Source organism: Ruegeria sp. HKCCD6119 (genome assembly GCF_013110585.1).
GTDB lineage: Bacteria > Pseudomonadota > Alphaproteobacteria > Rhodobacterales > Rhodobacteraceae > Ruegeria.
In genome coordinates this window covers 265,311-283,368 of the sequence record NZ_WVQV01000001.1, presented here as the reverse complement: position 1 = coordinate 283,368, position 18,058 = coordinate 265,311, and the positions used below count along the sequence as shown (strand labels likewise).

The 18,058-nt window shown below is 59.2% G+C and carries 20 protein-coding genes; 2 read left to right on the top strand and 18 right to left on the bottom strand.

The window, feature by feature from the left end:
• Window positions 1-8 precede the first annotated feature (8 nt).
• Complete coding sequence (locus tag GS611_RS01415; protein ID WP_171115058.1) at window positions 9-407, top strand: DUF983 domain-containing protein; 399 nt, start codon at window positions 9-11, stop codon at window positions 405-407.
• 25 nt (window positions 408-432) lie between these two features.
• Window positions 433-1,134, top strand: a complete 702-nt coding sequence (locus GS611_RS01410; RefSeq protein ID WP_171633770.1) for an NUDIX hydrolase — start codon at window positions 433-435, stop codon at window positions 1,132-1,134.
• Between the two features lie 10 nt (window positions 1,135-1,144).
• Here GS611_RS01410 and GS611_RS01405 read toward each other — a convergent pair whose 3' ends face one another.
• The 18 genes from GS611_RS01405 to GS611_RS01320 all read right to left on the bottom strand — a co-directional run bounded on the left by GS611_RS01405 (window position 1,145) and on the right by GS611_RS01320 (window position 18,033).
• Window positions 1,145-2,812, bottom strand: coding sequence for a ribonuclease J (locus GS611_RS01405; RefSeq protein WP_171631175.1), 1,668 nt, complete (start codon window positions 2,810-2,812; stop codon window positions 1,145-1,147).
• A complete protein-coding gene (locus GS611_RS01400) occupies window positions 2,809-3,588 on the bottom strand; it encodes a type III pantothenate kinase (RefSeq protein ID WP_171631173.1) in 780 nt (259 codons plus the stop codon). Before GS611_RS01400 ends, GS611_RS01405 begins: the two co-directional genes overlap by 4 nt.
• A gap of 11 nt (window positions 3,589-3,599) precedes the next feature.
• Window positions 3,600-4,349: a biotin--[acetyl-CoA-carboxylase] ligase gene (locus GS611_RS01395; protein ID WP_171631171.1), complete on the bottom strand. Its 750-nt coding sequence runs from the start codon at window positions 4,347-4,349 to the stop codon at window positions 3,600-3,602.
• Between the two features lie 54 nt (window positions 4,350-4,403).
• Complete coding sequence (gene nuoN, locus GS611_RS01390; protein WP_171631168.1) at window positions 4,404-5,846, bottom strand: NADH-quinone oxidoreductase subunit NuoN; 1,443 nt, start codon at window positions 5,844-5,846, stop codon at window positions 4,404-4,406.
• Window positions 5,847-5,861: 15 nt separating this feature from the next.
• Complete coding sequence (locus tag GS611_RS01385; protein WP_171631166.1) at window positions 5,862-7,406, bottom strand: NADH-quinone oxidoreductase subunit M; 1,545 nt, start codon at window positions 7,404-7,406, stop codon at window positions 5,862-5,864.
• Entirely contained in the window at window positions 7,406-9,556 is a 2,151-nt protein-coding gene (gene nuoL, locus GS611_RS01380; RefSeq protein ID WP_171631164.1) for an NADH-quinone oxidoreductase subunit L, read from the bottom strand. Before nuoL ends, GS611_RS01385 begins: the two co-directional genes overlap by 1 nt.
• 7 nt (window positions 9,557-9,563) lie before the next feature.
• The gene (gene nuoK, locus GS611_RS01375) at window positions 9,564-9,869 is read right to left on the bottom strand and encodes an NADH-quinone oxidoreductase subunit NuoK (protein WP_005984024.1); all 306 of its coding nucleotides are present in this window, start codon (window positions 9,867-9,869) and stop codon (window positions 9,564-9,566) included.
• 544 nt (window positions 9,870-10,413) lie between these two features.
• Complete coding sequence (locus GS611_RS01370) at window positions 10,414-11,016, bottom strand: NADH-quinone oxidoreductase subunit J (protein WP_171631162.1); 603 nt, start codon at window positions 11,014-11,016, stop codon at window positions 10,414-10,416.
• Window positions 11,013-11,423: a carboxymuconolactone decarboxylase family protein gene (locus GS611_RS01365; protein ID WP_010442761.1), complete on the bottom strand. Its 411-nt coding sequence runs from the start codon at window positions 11,421-11,423 to the stop codon at window positions 11,013-11,015. The genes GS611_RS01370 and GS611_RS01365 overlap by 4 nt, the downstream gene beginning before the upstream one ends.
• Window positions 11,420-11,914, bottom strand: a complete 495-nt coding sequence (nuoI, locus tag GS611_RS01360; protein WP_170397042.1) for an NADH-quinone oxidoreductase subunit NuoI — start codon at window positions 11,912-11,914, stop codon at window positions 11,420-11,422. Before nuoI ends, GS611_RS01365 begins: the two co-directional genes overlap by 4 nt.
• 1 nt (window position 11,915) lies before the next feature.
• Entirely contained in the window at window positions 11,916-12,953 is a 1,038-nt protein-coding gene (nuoH, locus tag GS611_RS01355) for an NADH-quinone oxidoreductase subunit NuoH (protein ID WP_152458581.1), read from the bottom strand.
• Complete coding sequence (locus GS611_RS01350; protein WP_171631160.1) at window positions 12,946-13,164, bottom strand: hypothetical protein; 219 nt, start codon at window positions 13,162-13,164, stop codon at window positions 12,946-12,948. The genes nuoH and GS611_RS01350 overlap by 8 nt, the downstream gene beginning before the upstream one ends.
• Window positions 13,161-15,182: an NADH-quinone oxidoreductase subunit NuoG gene (gene nuoG, locus GS611_RS01345; RefSeq protein ID WP_171631157.1), complete on the bottom strand. Its 2,022-nt coding sequence runs from the start codon at window positions 15,180-15,182 to the stop codon at window positions 13,161-13,163. Before nuoG ends, GS611_RS01350 begins: the two co-directional genes overlap by 4 nt.
• Before the next feature lie 5 nt (window positions 15,183-15,187).
• On the bottom strand, window positions 15,188-15,592 hold the full coding sequence (locus GS611_RS01340; RefSeq protein ID WP_171631156.1) for a DUF5333 domain-containing protein: 405 nt from the start codon (window positions 15,590-15,592) through the stop codon (window positions 15,188-15,190).
• A 98-nt stretch (window positions 15,593-15,690) separates the two neighbouring features.
• Window positions 15,691-16,041 carry a hypothetical protein gene (locus GS611_RS01335; protein WP_171631153.1) on the bottom strand — a complete coding sequence of 117 codons (351 nt, stop codon included), beginning with the start codon at window positions 16,039-16,041 and terminating at the stop codon, window positions 15,691-15,693.
• A 37-nt stretch (window positions 16,042-16,078) separates the two neighbouring features.
• Window positions 16,079-16,495, bottom strand: coding sequence for an MAPEG family protein (locus tag GS611_RS01330; protein WP_171115040.1), 417 nt, complete (start codon window positions 16,493-16,495; stop codon window positions 16,079-16,081).
• Window positions 16,496-16,500: 5 nt separating this feature from the next.
• Window positions 16,501-17,799, bottom strand: a complete 1,299-nt coding sequence (gene nuoF, locus GS611_RS01325) for an NADH-quinone oxidoreductase subunit NuoF (RefSeq protein ID WP_171631150.1) — start codon at window positions 17,797-17,799, stop codon at window positions 16,501-16,503.
• A gap of 12 nt (window positions 17,800-17,811) precedes the next feature.
• Window positions 17,812-18,033, bottom strand: coding sequence for a DUF5337 domain-containing protein (locus tag GS611_RS01320; protein ID WP_171115038.1), 222 nt, complete (start codon window positions 18,031-18,033; stop codon window positions 17,812-17,814).
• Window positions 18,034-18,058 lie beyond the last annotated feature (25 nt).

The window sequence follows — 18,058 nt, the reverse complement described above, 5'->3', positions numbered from 1 at the left end:
GTTACATTATGACGGATCAGACGATCGAGACGACCTCTGAAGATGAGCGTGAGACATGGCCAGCCCTGGTCAAGGGGTTTCGCTGCAAATGCCCCAACTGCGGGGAAGGCAAGCTGTTGCACAGCTATCTCAAGGTCAATGACTCCTGCTCGAACTGCGGGCAGGAGTTGTTTCACCATCGCGCAGATGATGGGCCCGCCTACCTGACAATCCTGCTGGTCGGCCACCTGCTGGCGCCTGCTCTGCACGTGTCGTACGTGCATTGGCGACCCGATCCGTGGACGATGGCCATCGGCTTTTCCGTCGCCTGCGTCGCCCTGTCCCTGTACCTGTTGCCACGCCTGAAAGGTGCAGTGGTGGCGTATCAGTGGGCACGCCGCATGCATGGCTTTGGAAAAACCGCGTGACCCGACCCAGTTGACCAGTTTGGACATGACACCCGACAAAACCGCCATCCGGGACGCAGCGACGGTTATCGTGCTGCGGGACAGATGGACAAACCCCTCGATCCTTATGGGGCAGCGCGGGTCCAAAGCGGCCTTCATGCCGAACAAGTTCGTCTTTCCCGGTGGCGCGGTTGATCCGGCTGACGCGGATGTTCCATTGGCAACGGATTTGCCGGATCTGTGCTTTGAACGTTTGGGCGAACAGGCCGAGCCGGGGATTCAACACGCCCTCGCCGCGGCCGCCATACGCGAGCTTTGGGAAGAAACCGGTCTTGTTCTCGGCCAGCCGGGCACATGGCCCGGTCAGGTACCTGGCGATTGGCAGAGCTTTGCCGCGTTGGGTTACCTGCCAACTGCGGCTGCGCTTCAGTTCGTCTTTCGCGCGGTAACTCCACCGGGCCGTCCCCGCCGGTTCGATGCGCGGTTCTTTCTGGTCGACGCCGACGCTCTGCAAGGTGATGTGGATGATTTCAGTCACGCCTCGGATGAGCTGTCGCACCTGCAATGGGTGCCACTGGATCGGGCACGGGATCTGGATCTGCCGTTTATCACCGAGGTCGTTCTGGCGGAAATAGCGGCCCGGGTTACGTCCCCCGAGCCGCCATCGTCAGTTCCATTCTACAAAAACAACGAAGAAGCCAACCTGTTCCTGCGTCTCAGGGGCTATCCGATGCCAACCCACGACTGACGGATCGGTTTCACCGCATCCGGCTGACCACCACCGTCACTTCGGGCTTTTTGCCAATTTCCGCTTTGGCTGTCTGCCGCACGATGCGGCGCATTTCATCTTCCAGCTTGTCGTCATCGCGCAGGGTCTTGGCAGCGGCCCGCATCAGGAACTGGTTCAGATCCTCTTCCAGCACTTCGACCAACGCGGCACGGGACGTGCCGGTTTCGGGCAGCCCCATGGTATCGCACCACGGCTCGCCCAGCGGTTCGTCTTCTTCGTCCAGAACCACCGTCACTGTAACATGGCCGTTCAAAGCCATGCGGATACGGTCCCGCACCACGCCGTCAAGGGCACCAATCTTCACGGTGCCGTCCAGATATGTGCGACCGGTTTCAACATAATCGACGACCACAGGCGCATTGCCGCTGAGATCCAGCATGGTGCCGTTCACCGCCAGCACTCCGGTTCTGCCGCCCTGCTCTGCCAGTTTGACATGCTCGCGCAGGTGCCGGTGTTCGCCGTGCATCGGGATCACGAATTGCGGATCAGTCAGTGCGTGCACTTTCTCGAGGTCCGGCCGGTTCGCATGGCCCGAGACATGATAAAGGCCCGAACTGTCATCAACGACATCCACGCCCTTTTCGCTGAGCTGGTTCATGATGAAGATCACGCCCCGCTCGTTCCCGGGAATGGTTTTCGAGGAAAACAGGAACAGATCGCCCTCGGCCAGTTCCAGACCACGGTACTTGCCACGGGCCAGTTGGGCGCTTGCGGCCCGTCGTTCCCCCTGGCTGCCGGTCACGATCAGCATCAGGTTCTGGCGCGGAAGGTCCAGAGCCTCTTCGGCGCTGATCACCTTTGGAAAATCCGCAAGAATACCGGTTTCGGTCGCGGCTTCGATCATCCGACGCATCGCGCGCCCCAGCAGAACGACGGAACGCCCGGCCCGCGCACCTGCTTCGGCCAGCGTTTTGACCCGCGCGACGTTTGACGCAAAGGTGGTCGCCACGACCATACCTTCCGCGCCTTCGACCAGCTTGACAATCTCGGGGCCAACTTCGGATTCTGAACGCCCCGGATGGGTCGAAAACACATTCGTACTGTCACAGACCAGCGCCTTGATGCCGGGCTTGGCAACCTCGGCCCACAGGTCAGGGTCAAAGGCCTCTCCAACGACGGGTGCAGCATCCAGCTTGAAGTCGCCCGAATGCACGACACGCCCTGCGGGTGTGTCGATGACCAGTGCGGCACTTTCGGGAATCGAGTGCGAAACAGGAAGGAAGCCAACCGTGAACGGCCCGACGGACACCTGTTCAGGCCAGGCGGAAACAGTCGTGACCGCCTCGGTCGGGTGCGCGTGTTCTTCCATCTTGCGGCGCGCGATATTGGCCGTGAAGGCGCGCGCATAGACCGGCGCGCCCAAAGCTTCATAACAATGGGCCACGGCACCGACGTGGTCTTCATGGGCGTGCGTGATGAAAACACCATCCAGCCGGTCGGCACGCTCTTTCAGCCAAAAGATATCGGCATGGATAAGGTCAACGCCCGGCGTTGTGTCCATATCAGGAAAAGTGACGCCCAGATCCACAAGGATCAGGCGTTCCTTTCCCGGTTCACCGTAGCCGTACACATAGGCGTTCATGCCAATTTCGCCCGCGCCACCCAGCGGCAGGTAGATCAATCTTTCACTGCTCATACGGAGCCATTATCCTTGTTGTAGCGATGGATCACGGTCAGGCCGTGCATCGTCAGATCATCTTCGATTGCGTCGAACCCCACGTCGGCCTGATCGAACAAGGGGGCCAGCCCTCCGGTTCCAACGACTTTCATCGGCATTCCATACTCGGCCTTGATCCGGGCGATCAGCCCCTCGATCAAACCGGAATATCCCCAATACACGCCCGATTGAATACAACCAACCGTATTTGTACCGATCACCTTCTCGGGACGCGTGATGTCGATATGCGGCAGTGCGGCTGCGCCCTGATGCAAAGCCTCAAGGCTGAGGTTCACACCCGGAGCGATAACGCCCCCCACATAGGCACCGTCCGCGGCGACAACGTCGAAATTTGTTGCGGTACCAAAGTCCACGACAACCACATTGCCACCATGGCGGTCAAAAGCGCCCACGGCATTGGCCAGTCGATCCGGGCCGGGCACCGTGCCTTCATCCACACGCGGAGGGACAGGCAACAGGCAATCGGGCTTGCCCACAACCAATGGTCTGCAACCAAAAAAGCGATCGGCAAAGATGCGCAGGTTGAACACGACACGTGGCACGGTCGAGGCAATGATGACATCCGAGATATTCGCCTCGATCCCATAATGTTTCACCAGCGTCGAATACCAGGTGAAATACGCGTCTGCCGTGCGCGCATGGTGGGTCGAGGTGCGCAGGGTGCACAGAAATTCCTCACCGTCCCAGATCGAGAAGACGGTATTGGTATTGCCGCAATCGATGGCCAGAAGCATCCGCGCCCCTCTCAGAAATAGACATCCGCCGCAGGAATGCTCACGCGGCCTTTGGCGGTGTTTAAGACAAGGTTACCACCTGCGTCCACCGTTTCGAAGGTTCCAACCGTTTCCGACGTACCGGTCCGCGCAGTGATGACCTCGCCCAACCGGGCCGCGCGGGACAGCCAGGCAGTGCGGATCGGTTCGAACCCATAGGTGACGAATTGGGTTTCATACCCGGCATAGGCCGCGGCCAGTTCGGTCAGAAAATCCTCGGGCGAGACATGTGCCCCGGTTTCCGAAAGAAGTGAGACGGGACGAACCGCGCCGGGCTCTACCGCGTCCGCATCCGGGGCATTGGCCAGATTCACTCCGATGCCGATGGACAGATGCGCCACGCCATGCCCCTGCCCCGTGCTTTCCAGCAGGATACCGGCAAGCTTGCCGCCGTTCAGCAGCACGTCATTGGGCCATTTCAGCGACAGTCCGGCAGCCCGCCCGGTAACGGCGACACACGCGTCAAAAAGGGCCAGCGCCGCCACGAAACTGCGCAAAGCCGCCTGTTCCGGCGCGCCCTGAGGACGCATCAGCAAGGTCGCCGCCAGGTTGCCCATCGGGTTGGCCCAGCTTCGTCCGCGCCGCCCGCGCGCCGCCGTCTGGTGATGCGCCATGATCCAGACGGGACCACGCGCATTCGGAGCAATCCGCGCCGCTTCATTCAGCGTGCTGTCGACTTCCTGCACCTCGTGCAGGCCATAGCCTTGGGGCCATTTTGTCATATCAAAAAGGCCCGGTCGCGCGACCGAGCCCCTCTTTCCGGATGTGTGAAACGATCAATTGACAAGCGTGGCCGCCGCGGCAGCTGCCGCGCCCTCGACGCCGAACTGATAGAAGATGCCGACCAGCATTAGGGCCGCAGACCCCATCAATGCCACCCACAGAACAGGGGTCGACCGGGTTTCGATCGGCTCTTCGTTCTCGGCCCCGAAATACATGTAGAACACGATCCGCAGGTAATAGAAGGCACCGATGACCGAAGCGATGGCCGAGACGACGACCAGACCGGTCAGACCCGCACTGACGCCCGCCTGCCAGACGCCGAATTTCGCAAAGAAACCAAGCATCGGAGGCACGCCCGCCAGGCTGAACATCAGGATCAGCACCGCCAGCGCCTTGCCCGGATCACGCTTGGAGTATTGCCGCAGAGCGTCAATATCGGTGATGGGTTTGCCGTCACGTTCCATCATCAGAATGAAGGCGAAGGTGCCGATATTCATGGTCACGTAGATGGCCAGATACATGAGCATGGCCTTGATACCCAGCTCGGTACCAGCGGCCAGGCCAATCAGCGCATAGCCCATATGGGCAATCGACGAAAACGCCATCAGTCGCTTGATGTCGCGCTGCCCGATCGCGGCCACGGCCCCCAGCAACATCGACAGCACGGACAGCAGGACAATCACTTGCTGCCAGTCTTGGACAATGCCGCCAAACGCGTCATGCAACAGGCGCGCGAACAACGCCATCGCCGCAACCTTGGGTGCCGTGGCAAAGAAAGCCGTGATCGGTGTCGGAGACCCCTCGTAAACGTCCGGCGTCCACATATGGAACGGTACGGCCGAGACCTTGAAGGCCAGACCCGAGATCAGGAAGATCAGGCCAAACAGCAGCCCCAACGAAACATCGCCATGGTGAACTGTCTGGATGATGCCCGAGAACAACGTGGTGCCGGTGAAGCCATAGACCAGCGACGCGCCATAAAGCAGCAGACCCGAGCTCAGCGCACCCAGCACAAAATACTTCAGACCTGCCTCGGTCGATTTCGCGCTGTCACGACGCAGAGCGGCCACGACATAGAGCGACAGCGATTGCAGCTCGAGCCCCATGTAAAGCGACATCAGATCGCCTGCGCTGACCATCATCATCATCCCCACGGCGGCCAGTGCCACCAGCAAAGGATATTCAAAACGCAGCAGATCGCGGCGCGCCATGTATTCCTGGCTCATGACCAGTACTGCACCCGCCGACAAAAGGATAGCAACCTTGGCAAAGCGGGCAAAGCCGTCATCGACGAACATGCCGTTGAAGGCCACGTTTGTACCCCCGCCCTGAGTTGCAATCCAGATTGCCAGAAGGGCCATAAGACCTGCCGTGGTCCAGACCAGCAAAGGCGCCAGTCCGTCCTTTGTCGTGTAGACAGCCCCCAGCAGCGCCGCCATCGCATAAAGCGCCAGAACGATTTCCGGCAGGATGATTGTCAGATCAGCCTGGATCATGTCTCCAAAGCTCCCTTAATGCGAAGCGGCTGTCTGGGTCGCAGCCTCAGCCGCGGCCAGAGCCGTGTCATAGTTCGAAATCAGAGCCGCTGTGGATTGCCCGATTACATCGGTCACCAGCGACGGGTAGACACCCAGCAGGATGGTCATCACGATCAGCGGGGCGAAGATCAATCGCTCGCGCGAGCTCATGTCGGTCATCGCCTTAAGGCTTTCCTTGATCAGATCGCCAAACACGACCCGGCGGTAGAGCCACAGCGCATAACCCGCCGAGAAGATCACACCGGTCGCTGCCACCGCCGTTACCCAGGTGTTGACCTGGAACGCGCCCATCAGGGTCAGGAATTCACCGATGAAGCCACTGGTGCCCGGCAGGCCCACATTGGCCATGGTAAACAACATGAAGACCAGCGCGTAGGCTGGCATCCGGATCACCAGACCGCCATAAGCCTCGATATCGCGGGTGTGCATCCGGTCATAGATCACGCCAACGCACAGGAACAGCGCGGCCGAGATGAACCCGTGGCTGAGCATCTGGAAGATCGCGCCATCGATGCCCTGCTGGTTTGCCGCGAAAATACCCATGGTCACAAAGCCCATATGCGCGACCGAGGAATAGGCGATCAGTTTCTTCATATCCTCCTGCACCAGCGCCACCAAAGAGGTATAGACAACCGCGATGGCAGACATCCACAGCACCAGATCGGTCATCACGGCCGAACCCACCGGGAACATCGGCAGGCTGAACCGCAGGAAGCCATAGCCGCCCATCTTCAGAAGGATCGCGGCCAGTACGACCGATCCCGCCGTGGGCGCCTGAACGTGGGCGTCCGGCAACCAGGTATGCACCGGCCACATCGGCATTTTCACTGCGAACGAGGCAAAGAAGGCCAGGAACATCAGGGTCTGCATGCCACCGACAACATAGATGCCCAGCACGCTGAAGCCCTCGGACGAGAACTGGTGCGTCATCAGCGCGGCAATATCCGTAGTGCCCGCATCCGCATACATTGCAACCATGGCGACCAGCATCAAGACCGAGCCGAGGAAGGTGTAGAGGAAGAACTTGAAGCTGGCGTAGATCCGATCCTTGCCGCCCCATATCCCGATGATCAGGAACATCGGAATAAGACCTGCTTCGAAGAACAGGTAGAACAGTACCAGATCAAGCGCCATGAAGACGCCCAGCATCAGCGTTTCCAGCAGCAGGAAGGCAACCATGTATTCCTTGACACGGTCCGTGACATTCCAGCTGGCCAGAATGGTCAGCGGCATGATGAAGGTCGTCAGCAGAACGAACAGGACACTGATGCCATCAACACCCATCTTGTATTTGAGGCCCATCAGCCACTCACCCTCTTCCACCATCTGGAAACCGGGGTTCGACGGGTCAAAGCCTGTATAGATGCCGATGGAAACCAGGAAGGTCACAGTGGTGGCCAGCAGAGCAATCCACTTGGCGTTCCGCTGTGCCGCCGCATCGTCACCTTGCAGGAACAAGGCCAGAATGCCTGCGGCGATGGCGGGGATAAACGTGACGATCGAAAGGATATAATCCATTACTGGGCCCCTCCGCCGATCGACATCCAGGTGACAAGGGCCGCGATGCCCAGCACCATCCAGAAGGCATAGGTAAAGATGTACCCGGTCTGCGCCTTGCCGGCGAGGCGGGTGAAGAAGGGAACAACGCCCATTGCTACTCCGTTCAGGAAGCCATCGATTGTATTGCCGTCACCGCGTTTCCACAGGAAGCGGCCAAGCGCCACAGTGGGTTTTACGAAGACCGCATCGTAGATTTCGTCGAAATACCACTTGTTCAGAAGGAACAGGTACAGCGGACGCTGATTTGCAGCCAGACGTGCCGGCAGCGACGTATTCACGATGTAGAACCAATAGGCCACGACAAAGCCAAGCAACATGGCGACGAAGGGTGAAACCTTGACCCATTTCGGAGCCGCATGCGCATCGTCCAGAACATGGTTGTCCGGCGCCATGTAAAGCGCGCCCTCGCCGGGCTGGCCCGCAAAGACATAGTGATGATCGCCACCCTTTGCATCCTTCTCACCATGACCTTCATCGGCATGACTGTCAGCCGCGTGGCTTTCATCCGCATGGCTGTCTTCACCGTGCGAAGCATCCGCCGCCGCATGATCACCGGCCTCGGCATGTTCTGACGCTTCGGCAACCGGAATACCGTAGAACTTGCCGACCTTGTCCGCATGGCCAAAGAAATTGCCATACCAGATCATCCCGGCAAACACCGCACCCAGCGACAGAACGCCAAGCGGCACCAGCATGGTCATCGGGCTTTCATGTGCGTGGTCATGCGTATGCTTGTCGCCACGCGGTTTGCCATAGAAGGTCAGGAAAATCAGACGCCAGCTATAGAACGAGGTGAACATCGCCGCGATCACCAGCATCCAGAAGGCGTAGCCGGTTCCGCCCGCATAGGCGCTTTCGATGATCGCGTCTTTAGACAGGAACCCGGCAAAACCGATTGTGGTAAGCGGAATGCCGACACCCGTGATGGCCAGCGTTCCGATCATCATTGCCCAGAAGGTGTAAGGGATCTTTTTGCGCAGACCGCCATATTCCGTCATCTCCTGCTCGTGATGCATGGCGTGGATTACGGAACCGGCACCGAGGAACAGCAGCGCCTTGAAGAAAGCGTGCGTGAACAGGTGGAACATCGCCGCCGAATACATGCCGACGCCCGCGGCCACGAACATGTATCCCAGCTGGGAACAGGTCGAATACGCAATGACGCGCTTGATGTCGGTCTGTACCAGACCCACGGTCGCCGCGAAGAACGCTGTCGAGGCCCCAAGGAAAGTGATGAACCCGGTCGCACCCGGCGCGAACTCCATCAGCGGCGACATGCGGCAGACAAGGAACACGCCCGCTGTCACCATGGTGGCCGCGTGGATCAGGGCCGACACCGGCGTCGGGCCTTCCATCGCGTCCGGCAACCAGGTGTGCAGGATCAGCTGCGCGGATTTACCCATCGCACCGATGAACAGCAGAACACAGATCACCTCGACCGCGGTCCATTCGCCCCACAGGAAATGCAGCTTTTCTTCTGCAAGCGCGGGTGCCGATGCGAAAATGTCCGAAAAGTTGATGCTGTCGGTCAGGAAGAACAGCGCGAAGATGCCCAGAGCAAAGCCGAAATCGCCCACACGGTTGACGATGAACGCTTTCATCGCCGCCGCATTTGCCGACGGCTTGCGATAGTAGAAGCCGATCAGCAGATACGAGGCAACACCCACACCTTCCCAGCCAAAGAACATCTGCACAAGGTTGTCCGCCGTCACCAGCATCAGCATCGCGAAGGTAAAGAAGGACAGATAGGCAAAGAAACGCGGCTTATAGCTTTCGCCTTCGCGCCATTGCGGGTCGTGATCCATGTAGCCAAAGCTGTAGAGATGCACGAGCGCCGAAACCGTGGTGACCACGATCAGCATGATGGCGGTCAGCCGGTCCAGACGGATGGCCCACGAGGTCGAGAGCGACCCGCTTTCGATCCAGCGCATGATCTCGATCTGTTGTGTGTGCCCGTCGAACGAGAAGAACACGAGCCATGACAGCAGACAAGCCAGAAACAGCAGGCCCGTGGCCGTCCACATGGCGGCCTTCTCGCCAATGAACTTCCAGCCGAACCCGCAGAGCAGCGCGCCCACCAGCGGGGCAAAGAGGATGGTGGTTTCCATGGTTCTCTTAGCCCTTCATCATATTGACGTCTTCAACCGCGATGGTGCCGCGGTTGCGGAAGAAGCAGACCAGAATGGCCAACCCGATCGCCGCCTCGGCCGCCGCCACGGTCAGAACGAACAGCGTAAACACCTGCCCGACCAGATCGCCGAGGAAACTGGAAAACGCCACGAGGTTGATATTCACCGCCAGCAGCATCAGTTCGATGCTCATCAGCAGGATGATGACGTTCTTGCGGTTCAGGAAGAGACCGAAGATGCCGATGACGAACAGCGTCGCCGCGACCGTAAGATAGTGTTCAAGTCCGATCATAGCTTCGCTCCTGGCGAGTCGGGGTAGTAGAGTTTGCAGCCGCAAGTGGGTTCGGGCCGTCGATGGCGAGGAATTTCACTCAATTGATCCTCAATCCTCCCAGCTTTGGCCGTAATCCCATTCTTCTCTGCTGATGCGATCAATTGAGAAAGCGTGGAAGACTGCGTCATCTCCAGCAATCCATCCGGGCCATCGAAGCAACCAACGGACGTGTGAGGTATTGTTAGTGCAGCACCGCCACAAAGTGTTCCGTGGAAAGTCGCCGTATCGCCCGTTGCGCAGTCGGCCACCCAGAGTTCATTAACAGCTCCGCATGACAAATCAGTAATTGGCTGAGCGACAAGTGAATCCGAGAACGCGGTGACCGGACCACCTTCAACCGGTGCCTTCCATGAACCCGCGTTTTCAAACTCGCAACGTTCCCCAATCGTTAAAGGCGCGCGACCTAAGGCATCTTGGAACCAATTTGGCTGAAGGCACTCACCAGCCGCTGCGGCTCCTGCACCAAGAACCGCGGCGACGGCAGTTATAGTAACCAAAAGCTTCACAACCCCTGCCCCGGTTTTACGTCTTTCAATTCCATCGCCTTGGCCGGGTTGCGCATCATCTGGCCGACGATGTCCTGACGCTTGATGTCCTGACGGTGGCGCAGCGTCAGAACGATGGCGCCGATCATGGCCACCAGCAGGATCAGACCCGCAAGCTGGAACAGAAGGAAGTATTGATCATAAAGGATGACGCCAAGCGCCTCGGTGTTGTGGCGGTCCGCTGGCACTGGTTGTGCCAGATTGGCCGCGGCACCCTGTGCGCTATCCCATGCCCCGAAGGCCATGACGAACTGCATCAGGATGACCAGACCGATCAGCAGGGCCAGGGGCATATAGCGCGCCATTTCGGCCTTGAGCTCGGCAAAGTCCACGTCCAGCATCATCACCACGAACAGGAACAGCACCGCGACCGCGCCCACATAGACGATGATCAGCAGCATCGCCACGAACTCGGCCCCCAGCAGCACGAACAGCCCCGCCGAGGACAAGAAGGACAGGATCAGCCACAGCACCGAGTGCACTGGCTGGCGGCTGATCACCGTAAACAGCCCGCCGGTGATGGCGCTGATGGCAAACAGGTAGAAGGCAAAGACGGTCATTGATCCTCATCCTCGTTGTCGCCCATGACCTCTTGCGCCAGATCCAGCGCGCGGGTCATGGCCGGAATGCCGGCAAAGACCGACATCTGACCGATCGTTTCCACGATCTCTTGTTTCTTGGCACCCGCCTCCAAAGCGTGGCGCACGGTCTGACGCACCGCCGAATCCGCCTGCGCGCCCTGGCAGGTCAGCCCGGCCAGCGTCAGCAGCAGGCGGGTCTTGGCATCCAGACCGTCCTTGTTGACGGTGTTGCCGAACATCATCTCCATGACCTCTTTCGGCATGGTCGGCCACAGCGCCTCGAACCCCTTGGGCGAGAAATTCTCCATCGCCGGGTTCATCGCCTTGGCCATGTCCTGAGCCTGCTTCATCATCAGCTCGAACGGATTTGTCGGGCTGTCACTCATCGGTAAGGCGCGTCCATTTCCAGATTGCGGGCAATCTCGGCCTCCCAGCGTTCGCCGTTGTCCAGCAGTTTCTGCTTGTCATAGAACAGCTCTTCGCGGGTTTCCGTTGCGAATTCGAAATTCGGGCCTTCGACGATGGCATCGACCGGGCAGGCTTCCTGACAGAAGCCGCAATAGATGCACTTGGTCATGTCGATGTCATAGCGCGTGGTGCGGCGGCTGCCGTCCTCACGCGGTTCAGCGTCGATGGTGATGGCTTGGGCCGGGCAGATCGCCTCGCAGAGTTTGCAGGCGATGCAGCGTTCTTCACCATTCGGATAGCGGCGCAGAGCGTGTTCGCCGCGGAAACGTGGGGACAGAGGCCCCTTTTCGTGCGGATAGTTCACCGTGGCCTTGGGCGCGAAGAAATACTTCAGCCCCAGCTTCATGCCGACCCAGAAGTCTTGCAGAAGGAAGTATTTGGCAGCGCGGGTATAGTCGATTTGGGTCATATCAGCCTCCTACGCTCCAACGGGCAAATGCGCCCCAGAACCAGTCGAATTTCGCCGCAAAGGCCACGAAAACCACCCAAGCCAGCGAGAATGGCAGGAACACTTTCCAGCCCAGCCGCATCAGCTGGTCATAGCGGTAGCGGGGTGTGATCGCCTTGACCATTGCGAAGATGAAGAAGAAGAACGCCATCTTGGCCACCATCCACAGAACGCCGTCCGGCAGGCCAGGGATCGGGGACAGCCAGCCGCCGAAGAACAGCAGAGAGGTCAGCGCGCACATCAGGAAGATGGCGATGTATTCGCCTGCCATGAACAGCAGGAAAGGCGTGGCCGAATATTCGACCTGATAACCGGCGACCAGTTCCGATTCCGCCTCGGGTAAGTCAAACGGTGGTCGGTTGGTTTCGGCCAGGGCCGAGATGAAGAACAGGAACACCATCGGGAAATGCGGCAGCCAGTACCAGCTGAAGAAGCCGAACGAGCCGTCCTGAGCGCGCACGATGTCGCCAAAATTCATCGAGCCGGTCGAAATGATCACACCGATGATGATCAGGCCGATCGAAACCTCGTAGGAAATCATCTGCGCGGCCGAGCGCAGCGAGCCCAAGAACGGGTACTTTGAGTTCGACGCCCAACCGCCCATGATCACGCCATAAACCTCGAGCGAGGACACCGCGAATACATAGAGGATCGCGACGTTGATATCCGACAGAACCCAGCCATCGTTGAACGGGATCACCGCCCAGGCGATCATCGCCAGAACGAAGGATGTCAGCGGTGCGAGGATAAAGACCGTCCGGTCGGCGCCCGCAGGAATGACGACCTCTTTCACCACATATTTCAGGGCATCCGCCACCGATTGCAGCAGGCCATAGACGCCCACCACGTTAGGGCCGCGACGCATCTGGACAGCGGCCCAGATCTTGCGGTCCCCGTAAACAAGGAACAACAGTGAAATCATCACAAAGGCAACAACGGCAAGCACTTGCGCCAGAATGATGATGGCTATTCCGCCTGGGGTGTTAAAGAATTCAGCCATTGGTCCTCACACCGTGGGTATTCCGTTTTCCGCGCGCGATGCAAAGGCCAGAAGCCTGCGCAAACTGCGGCTGGGTCGGCGCGTTGGTGTAAACAGCATCTGCCGCCATTGCGCCACCCTTAATATTCGGTTTCACACGCAAATCAGGCGCGGCCAACTGCCGCCCGGCACCGGATGCGCCGATCTGCGATATGAAAATGGTCTGGGTCATTCCGCCGCGATCTTCTCGGATTTGCGGGCCTGCGCCTGTGCCGAAAGCTCGGCCATCAACTGTGAAGCCCGTGCGATCGGGTTGGTCAGGTAGAAGTCCTTGATCGCATAGCGGAAAGTTGCGTTGCCCAGAGTACCGGCATCGAGAACTTTCACTTCGTTCTCAATCACTTCGTCGATGCGGGCCAGATGCGGAACCGCCTCGATCAAGGCCGTGCGCAACTGTGCCAGAGAGTCGTAGGGCAGTGTTGCACCCAGTTCGGCCGACAAGGCGCGCAGGATGGCCCAGTTTTCCTTCGCCTCACCCGGCGCAAAACCGGCCCGCATCGCCAGTTGAGGGCGACCTTCGGTGTTTACGAACACGCCGTTTTCCTCGGTATAGGCCGCGCCTGGCAGGATCACATCGGCGCGGTGTGCACCCCGGTCACCATGGCTGCCCTGATAGATCACAAAGGCGCCTTCGCCGATCTCGACCTCATCCGCACCAAGGTTGTAGATCACGTCGGCGGCGCTGATCGCGTCCATTCCGCCTTCGTTCGTGGCACCCACATCCATCGCACCAACGCGCGATGCCGCAGTGTGCAAAACGATCAGACCACTTTCTGTATTGGCCGCGATGGCTTGCGCAGCAGCCAGCACGGCGGCGCCGTCCGCTTCCTGCAAAGCGCCCTGACCGATGATGACCAACGACCGTTTTCCCTTGATCTCATCATCTCCGCCCATGTCGACAACTTTTTGCAGCGCTGTTCGATCATCGCCAACATGTTGATACTCATATGTCAGATCGACCGCAGGACCGACCAAAGCGACTTCGGCCCCATGCGCCCACGCCTTGCGGATGCGCGCGTTCAGGACAGGCGCTTCGTCACGTGGGTTGGTACCGATCAGCAGGATACGTTCCGCGGTGTCGATATCTTCAATCGCGGCGGTGCCAGCGTAAGCGCCACGATTGCCCGCCGGAAGCTTTGCGCCATCGGTACGGCATTCGACAACACCACCCTGCCCTTCGATCATCTGTTTCAGCGCAAACGCCGCCTCGACCGGAGCCAGATCGCCCACGATACCGGCGGGTTTCTCGGCGCCTTTCAGCGCCTCTGCTACCTTGGTCAGCGCCTCGGACCATGAGGCCGGGCGCAGCTTGCCGTTTTTACGGACATAGGGCTTGTCCAAACGCTGACGGCGCAGGCCATCCCAGACAAAGCGGGTCTTGTCGCTGATCCATTCCTCGTTCACGCCGTCATGATTGCGCGGCAGGAAACGCATGACTTCACGGCCTTTGGTATCGACGCGTATGTTCGATCCCAACGCATCCATCACATCGATGCTTTCGGTTTTGGTCAATTCCCACGGACGTGCAGTAAAGGCGTAGGGCTTGGAGGTCAGCGCCCCGACAGGGCACAGATCGATGATGTTGCCCTGCAAATTCGAATCCAGCGTCTGGTTCAGATACGAGGTGATCTCGGCATCCTCACCGCGCCCGGTCTGACCCATCTGAGTTATCCCGGCAACTTCGGTGGTGAAGCGCACGCAGCGCGTGCAGCTGATGCAGCGGGTCATTGCGGTGCCAACCAGCGGGCCAAGATCCAGATCATCGACCGCCCGCTTTGCTTCCTTGAAGCGGGATCCGGACATGCCATAGGCCATCGCCTGATCCTGAAGGTCGCATTCGCCACCCTGATCACAGATCGGGCAATCCAGCGGATGGTTGATCAGCAGGAACTCCATCACGCCTTCGCGGGCCTTTTTGACCATGGGCGAGTTCGTCTTGACCACCGGGGGTTGACCTTCAGGCCCCGGACGCAGGTCACGCACCTGCATCGCGCAGGAGGCCGCAGGTTTCGGCGGCCCGCCGACGACCTCGACCAGGCACATCCGGCAATTGCCAGCAATCGACAGACGCTCGTGATAACAAAAGCGCGGCACTTCGACCCCGGCTTGTTCACAAGCCTGGATCAGGGTCATCGCGCCATCGACTTCGATTTCCTGTCCGTCGATATTGATCTTGCGGAGGTCAGACATGGCTTTCAATTCGCCCTCAAATAAACGCCAATGGCGCTGTTTCTTTGGATTTCCTTCTGCCCCAGAGTGCAGAATGTGTTGGGGTTGTCATAGGTCACGCCATTCGAAGCCAGATACGCCTCGCCCTTGGCGCGCATCCGGTCTTTTTCAGCATCCGATTCGACGTAAGTGCGGATTTCGGTGTCCGAATACCCCAGTTTGTTCGCCTTGGAGCGCAGCCCCCACATCACACTGATCGCTTTCAATCGACGCCCGCTGATCGAGGGGCAATATTCCGAAATTTCATTTGCGATCGCGATGTAATAGAGTTCGTCGTCGATCTCTTTGACATCCCTCAAGGGCGGCTTCGCATTTGCAACGGCAGGCAATGTGACCAAGGTAGCCAGCGCAAGTGTTTTGGCAATAGACATGGATTTTCCCTTCGTTTTGGACGCACCAAAACGAACCGGTCCGGTCTTGCTAGGCAATAGCGGCCGGCAATCCGTGTCGTGATATGCAAAACCGCGCGTCATGGCCGTTGGCATTTTCCCGCAAAGGTCAATTGATCATCACTGATGCGCAGGTTTTGCGGTTCGGTGTCCGGCCCCACTTTCCAATCGATCCGCGAAGACCCGAAATTCTGCACGCAAAACTTGGTTCCTTCATGACGGCCGGCCTCACGTGCGCCGTCCAGCGATGCGGACGCACCCTTTACCACAACGGTAAAGTCCGTTGGCGATGCTTTCTTGTCGACCGCCTTCGCCTTTGCCTTGAACGCTTTTCCATCGAACAGAATACGATCTTCCGACGGCTTGATGATGCCGCAGGCGGACACGCTTGCCAGTGCCAGCAGGACTACAAGGGTTCTTGAGGCCTTCATACTATCCCTCTTCGTGTTCTCATCTGCCGAGACGCCATCAGAAAGCCGCCACCAATGCCATAAGCCCAATCACAAACATGCAGGCCCAGCCCAATACATACAGCACGGACCGAAGGCCACTGTTCGGCTTGCCTATGCCTTTGATGTGCACCACCAGCATCACCAACCGCGCAACCAATGCGACAGACGCCAGCAGATTGACCCAGAACGGGCTGGCGCCCAGCAATACCGCCGCAGTCACAACAGCCACAAACGCCGGAAGCGTTTCCGTTCCGTTCAGATAGGCCCGGTTCAGTCGATAGGCCTGGTCGGAATAGTCCTGCTCAGGGGTCGCCCCAGGCGCGAGGCCTTTGCCCTGCTTGGCCAGCGCTGAAAACGGGGCCAGGAACAGAACCACCAGCGTGAAAAGCACAACCGATGAAATCGCGTGGCTGTATTCTGCAAACATGTCCATCCCGATCACTCCGCCGCCATCGCACCCATACGGCCCGATTTCTGAGCCTTGATGCGGTCTTCGATTTCTTCACGGAAATTCCGGATCAGGCCCTGGATCGGCCAGGCGGCCGCATCGCCGAGCGCGCAGATCGTGTGACCTTCCACCTGTTTGGTCACATCAAACAGCATGTCAATCTCTTCCAGCTCGGCCTCGCCACGCACCAGGCGGTCCATGACCCGCATCATCCAGCCAGTGCCTTCGCGGCAGGGCGTGCACTGGCCGCAGCTTTCGTGTTTGTAGAATTTTGACAGGCGCCAGATCGCCTTGATGATGTCGGTGGACCTGTCCATCACGATCACCGCCGCCGTTCCAAGCCCCGAGCCGAGATCGTTGCGCAGATAATCGAAATCCATGATCGCGTCGCGCATGTTCTCACCGCGCACACACGGAACCGAGGATCCTCCGGGGATCACGGCCAGCAGATTGTCCCAGCCACCGCGAATGCCGCCGCAATGGGTCTCGATCAGCTCCTCGAAGGAAATTGACATCGCCTCTTCCACGACGCAGGGGTTGTTGACGTGACCCGAGATCGCAAACAGCTTGGTGCCCGCGTTGTTCTGGCGGCCGAAACCTGCGAACCAATCCGCCCCACGGCGCAGGATCGTAGGTACGACGGCGATGGATTCGACGTTGTTCACGGTCGTCGGGCAGCCATACAAACCCGCACCTGCCGGGAACGGCGGCTTCATCCGCGGCATGCCCTTTTTACCTTCGAGGCTTTCAATCAGCGCGGTTTCCTCGCCACAGATATAGGCGCCCGCCCCGTGGTGCAGAAATAGGTCGAAATCCCAGCCCGAGCCCGCAGCATTCTTGCCCAGCAGACCCGCGTCATAGGCCTCGTCAATCGCGGCCTGCAACGCCTCGCGTTCGCGGATGTACTCACCACGCAGGTAGATGTAGCAGGTGTGGGCATTCATGGCGAAAGACGCGATCAGGCAGCCCTCGATCAGCGTATGCGGATCATGGCGCATGATCTCGCGGTCTTTGCAGGTGCCGGGTTCGGATTCGTCCGCGTTGACCACCAGATAGGACGGGCGCCCGTCGCTTTCCTTGGGCATGAACGACCATTTGAGACCGGTCGGGAAACCCGCGCCGCCGCGTCCGCGCAGCCCGGAATCCTTCATCGTCTGGATGATCCAGTCGCGCCCTTTATCAATCAGGCCAGCAGTGCCGTCCCAATGCCCGCGGGCCTGCGCACCTTTCAGCGTGCGCTCATGCATCCCGTAGATGTTGGTAAAGATCCGGTCCTGATCCTTCAGCATCGCGTGTTACCTTCAGCTGTCCTGACGCATGCGCCAGAGTTGAAAAATGTTGACGCCCGCATAGATGAATCCCGCCAGAGCGGCGAAATCAAACAGCAGCGCATGCCGGGTTGTCAAACCCAGCGCGGGGCCAATGAACAGGTTCATCGCAAGCCAGATCAGCATGGTCACGGCGATGACCACCCCGATATGTCGGCCCTTGCGGGCTATGGCCTGTTCCTTGTCCTTGTCCATCTTCCCCCGAAGCCCGGAACGGGCA

Excerpts from the sequence above, each read along its gene's own strand:
- GS611_RS01415 (WP_171115058.1), top strand. The coding sequence starts at position 9 with ATGACGGATCAGACGATCGAGACGACCTCTGAAGATGAGCGTGAGACA.
- GS611_RS01410 (WP_171633770.1), top strand. The coding sequence starts at position 433 with ATGACACCCGACAAAACCGCCATCCGGGACGCAGCGACGGTTATCGTG.
- GS611_RS01405 (WP_171631175.1), bottom strand. The coding sequence starts at position 2,812 with ATGAGCAGTGAAAGATTGATCTACCTGCCGCTGGGTGGCGCGGGCGAA.
- GS611_RS01400 (WP_171631173.1), bottom strand. The coding sequence starts at position 3,588 with ATGCTTCTGGCCATCGATTGCGGCAATACCAATACCGTCTTCTCGATC.
- GS611_RS01395 (WP_171631171.1), bottom strand. The coding sequence starts at position 4,349 with ATGACAAAATGGCCCCAAGGCTATGGCCTGCACGAGGTGCAGGAAGTC.
- nuoN (WP_171631168.1), bottom strand. The coding sequence starts at position 5,846 with ATGATCCAGGCTGATCTGACAATCATCCTGCCGGAAATCGTTCTGGCG.
- GS611_RS01385 (WP_171631166.1), bottom strand. The coding sequence starts at position 7,406 with ATGGATTATATCCTTTCGATCGTCACGTTTATCCCCGCCATCGCCGCA.
- nuoL (WP_171631164.1), bottom strand. The coding sequence starts at position 9,556 with ATGGAAACCACCATCCTCTTTGCCCCGCTGGTGGGCGCGCTGCTCTGC.
- nuoK (WP_005984024.1), bottom strand. The coding sequence starts at position 9,869 with ATGATCGGACTTGAACACTATCTTACGGTCGCGGCGACGCTGTTCGTC.
- GS611_RS01370 (WP_171631162.1), bottom strand. The coding sequence starts at position 11,016 with ATGACCGTCTTTGCCTTCTACCTGTTTGCCATCAGCGCCATCACCGGC.
- GS611_RS01365 (WP_010442761.1), bottom strand. The coding sequence starts at position 11,423 with ATGAGTGACAGCCCGACAAATCCGTTCGAGCTGATGATGAAGCAGGCT.
- nuoI (WP_170397042.1), bottom strand. The coding sequence starts at position 11,914 with ATGACCCAAATCGACTATACCCGCGCTGCCAAATACTTCCTTCTGCAA.
- nuoH (WP_152458581.1), bottom strand. The coding sequence starts at position 12,953 with ATGGCTGAATTCTTTAACACCCCAGGCGGAATAGCCATCATCATTCTG.
- GS611_RS01350 (WP_171631160.1), bottom strand. The coding sequence starts at position 13,164 with ATGACCCAGACCATTTTCATATCGCAGATCGGCGCATCCGGTGCCGGG.
- nuoG (WP_171631157.1), bottom strand. The coding sequence starts at position 15,182 with ATGTCTGACCTCCGCAAGATCAATATCGACGGACAGGAAATCGAAGTC.
- GS611_RS01340 (WP_171631156.1), bottom strand. The coding sequence starts at position 15,592 with ATGTCTATTGCCAAAACACTTGCGCTGGCTACCTTGGTCACATTGCCT.
- GS611_RS01335 (WP_171631153.1), bottom strand. The coding sequence starts at position 16,041 with ATGAAGGCCTCAAGAACCCTTGTAGTCCTGCTGGCACTGGCAAGCGTG.
- GS611_RS01330 (WP_171115040.1), bottom strand. The coding sequence starts at position 16,495 with ATGGACATGTTTGCAGAATACAGCCACGCGATTTCATCGGTTGTGCTT.
- nuoF (WP_171631150.1), bottom strand. The coding sequence starts at position 17,799 with ATGCTGAAGGATCAGGACCGGATCTTTACCAACATCTACGGGATGCAT.
- GS611_RS01320 (WP_171115038.1), bottom strand. The coding sequence starts at position 18,033 with ATGGACAAGGACAAGGAACAGGCCATAGCCCGCAAGGGCCGACATATC.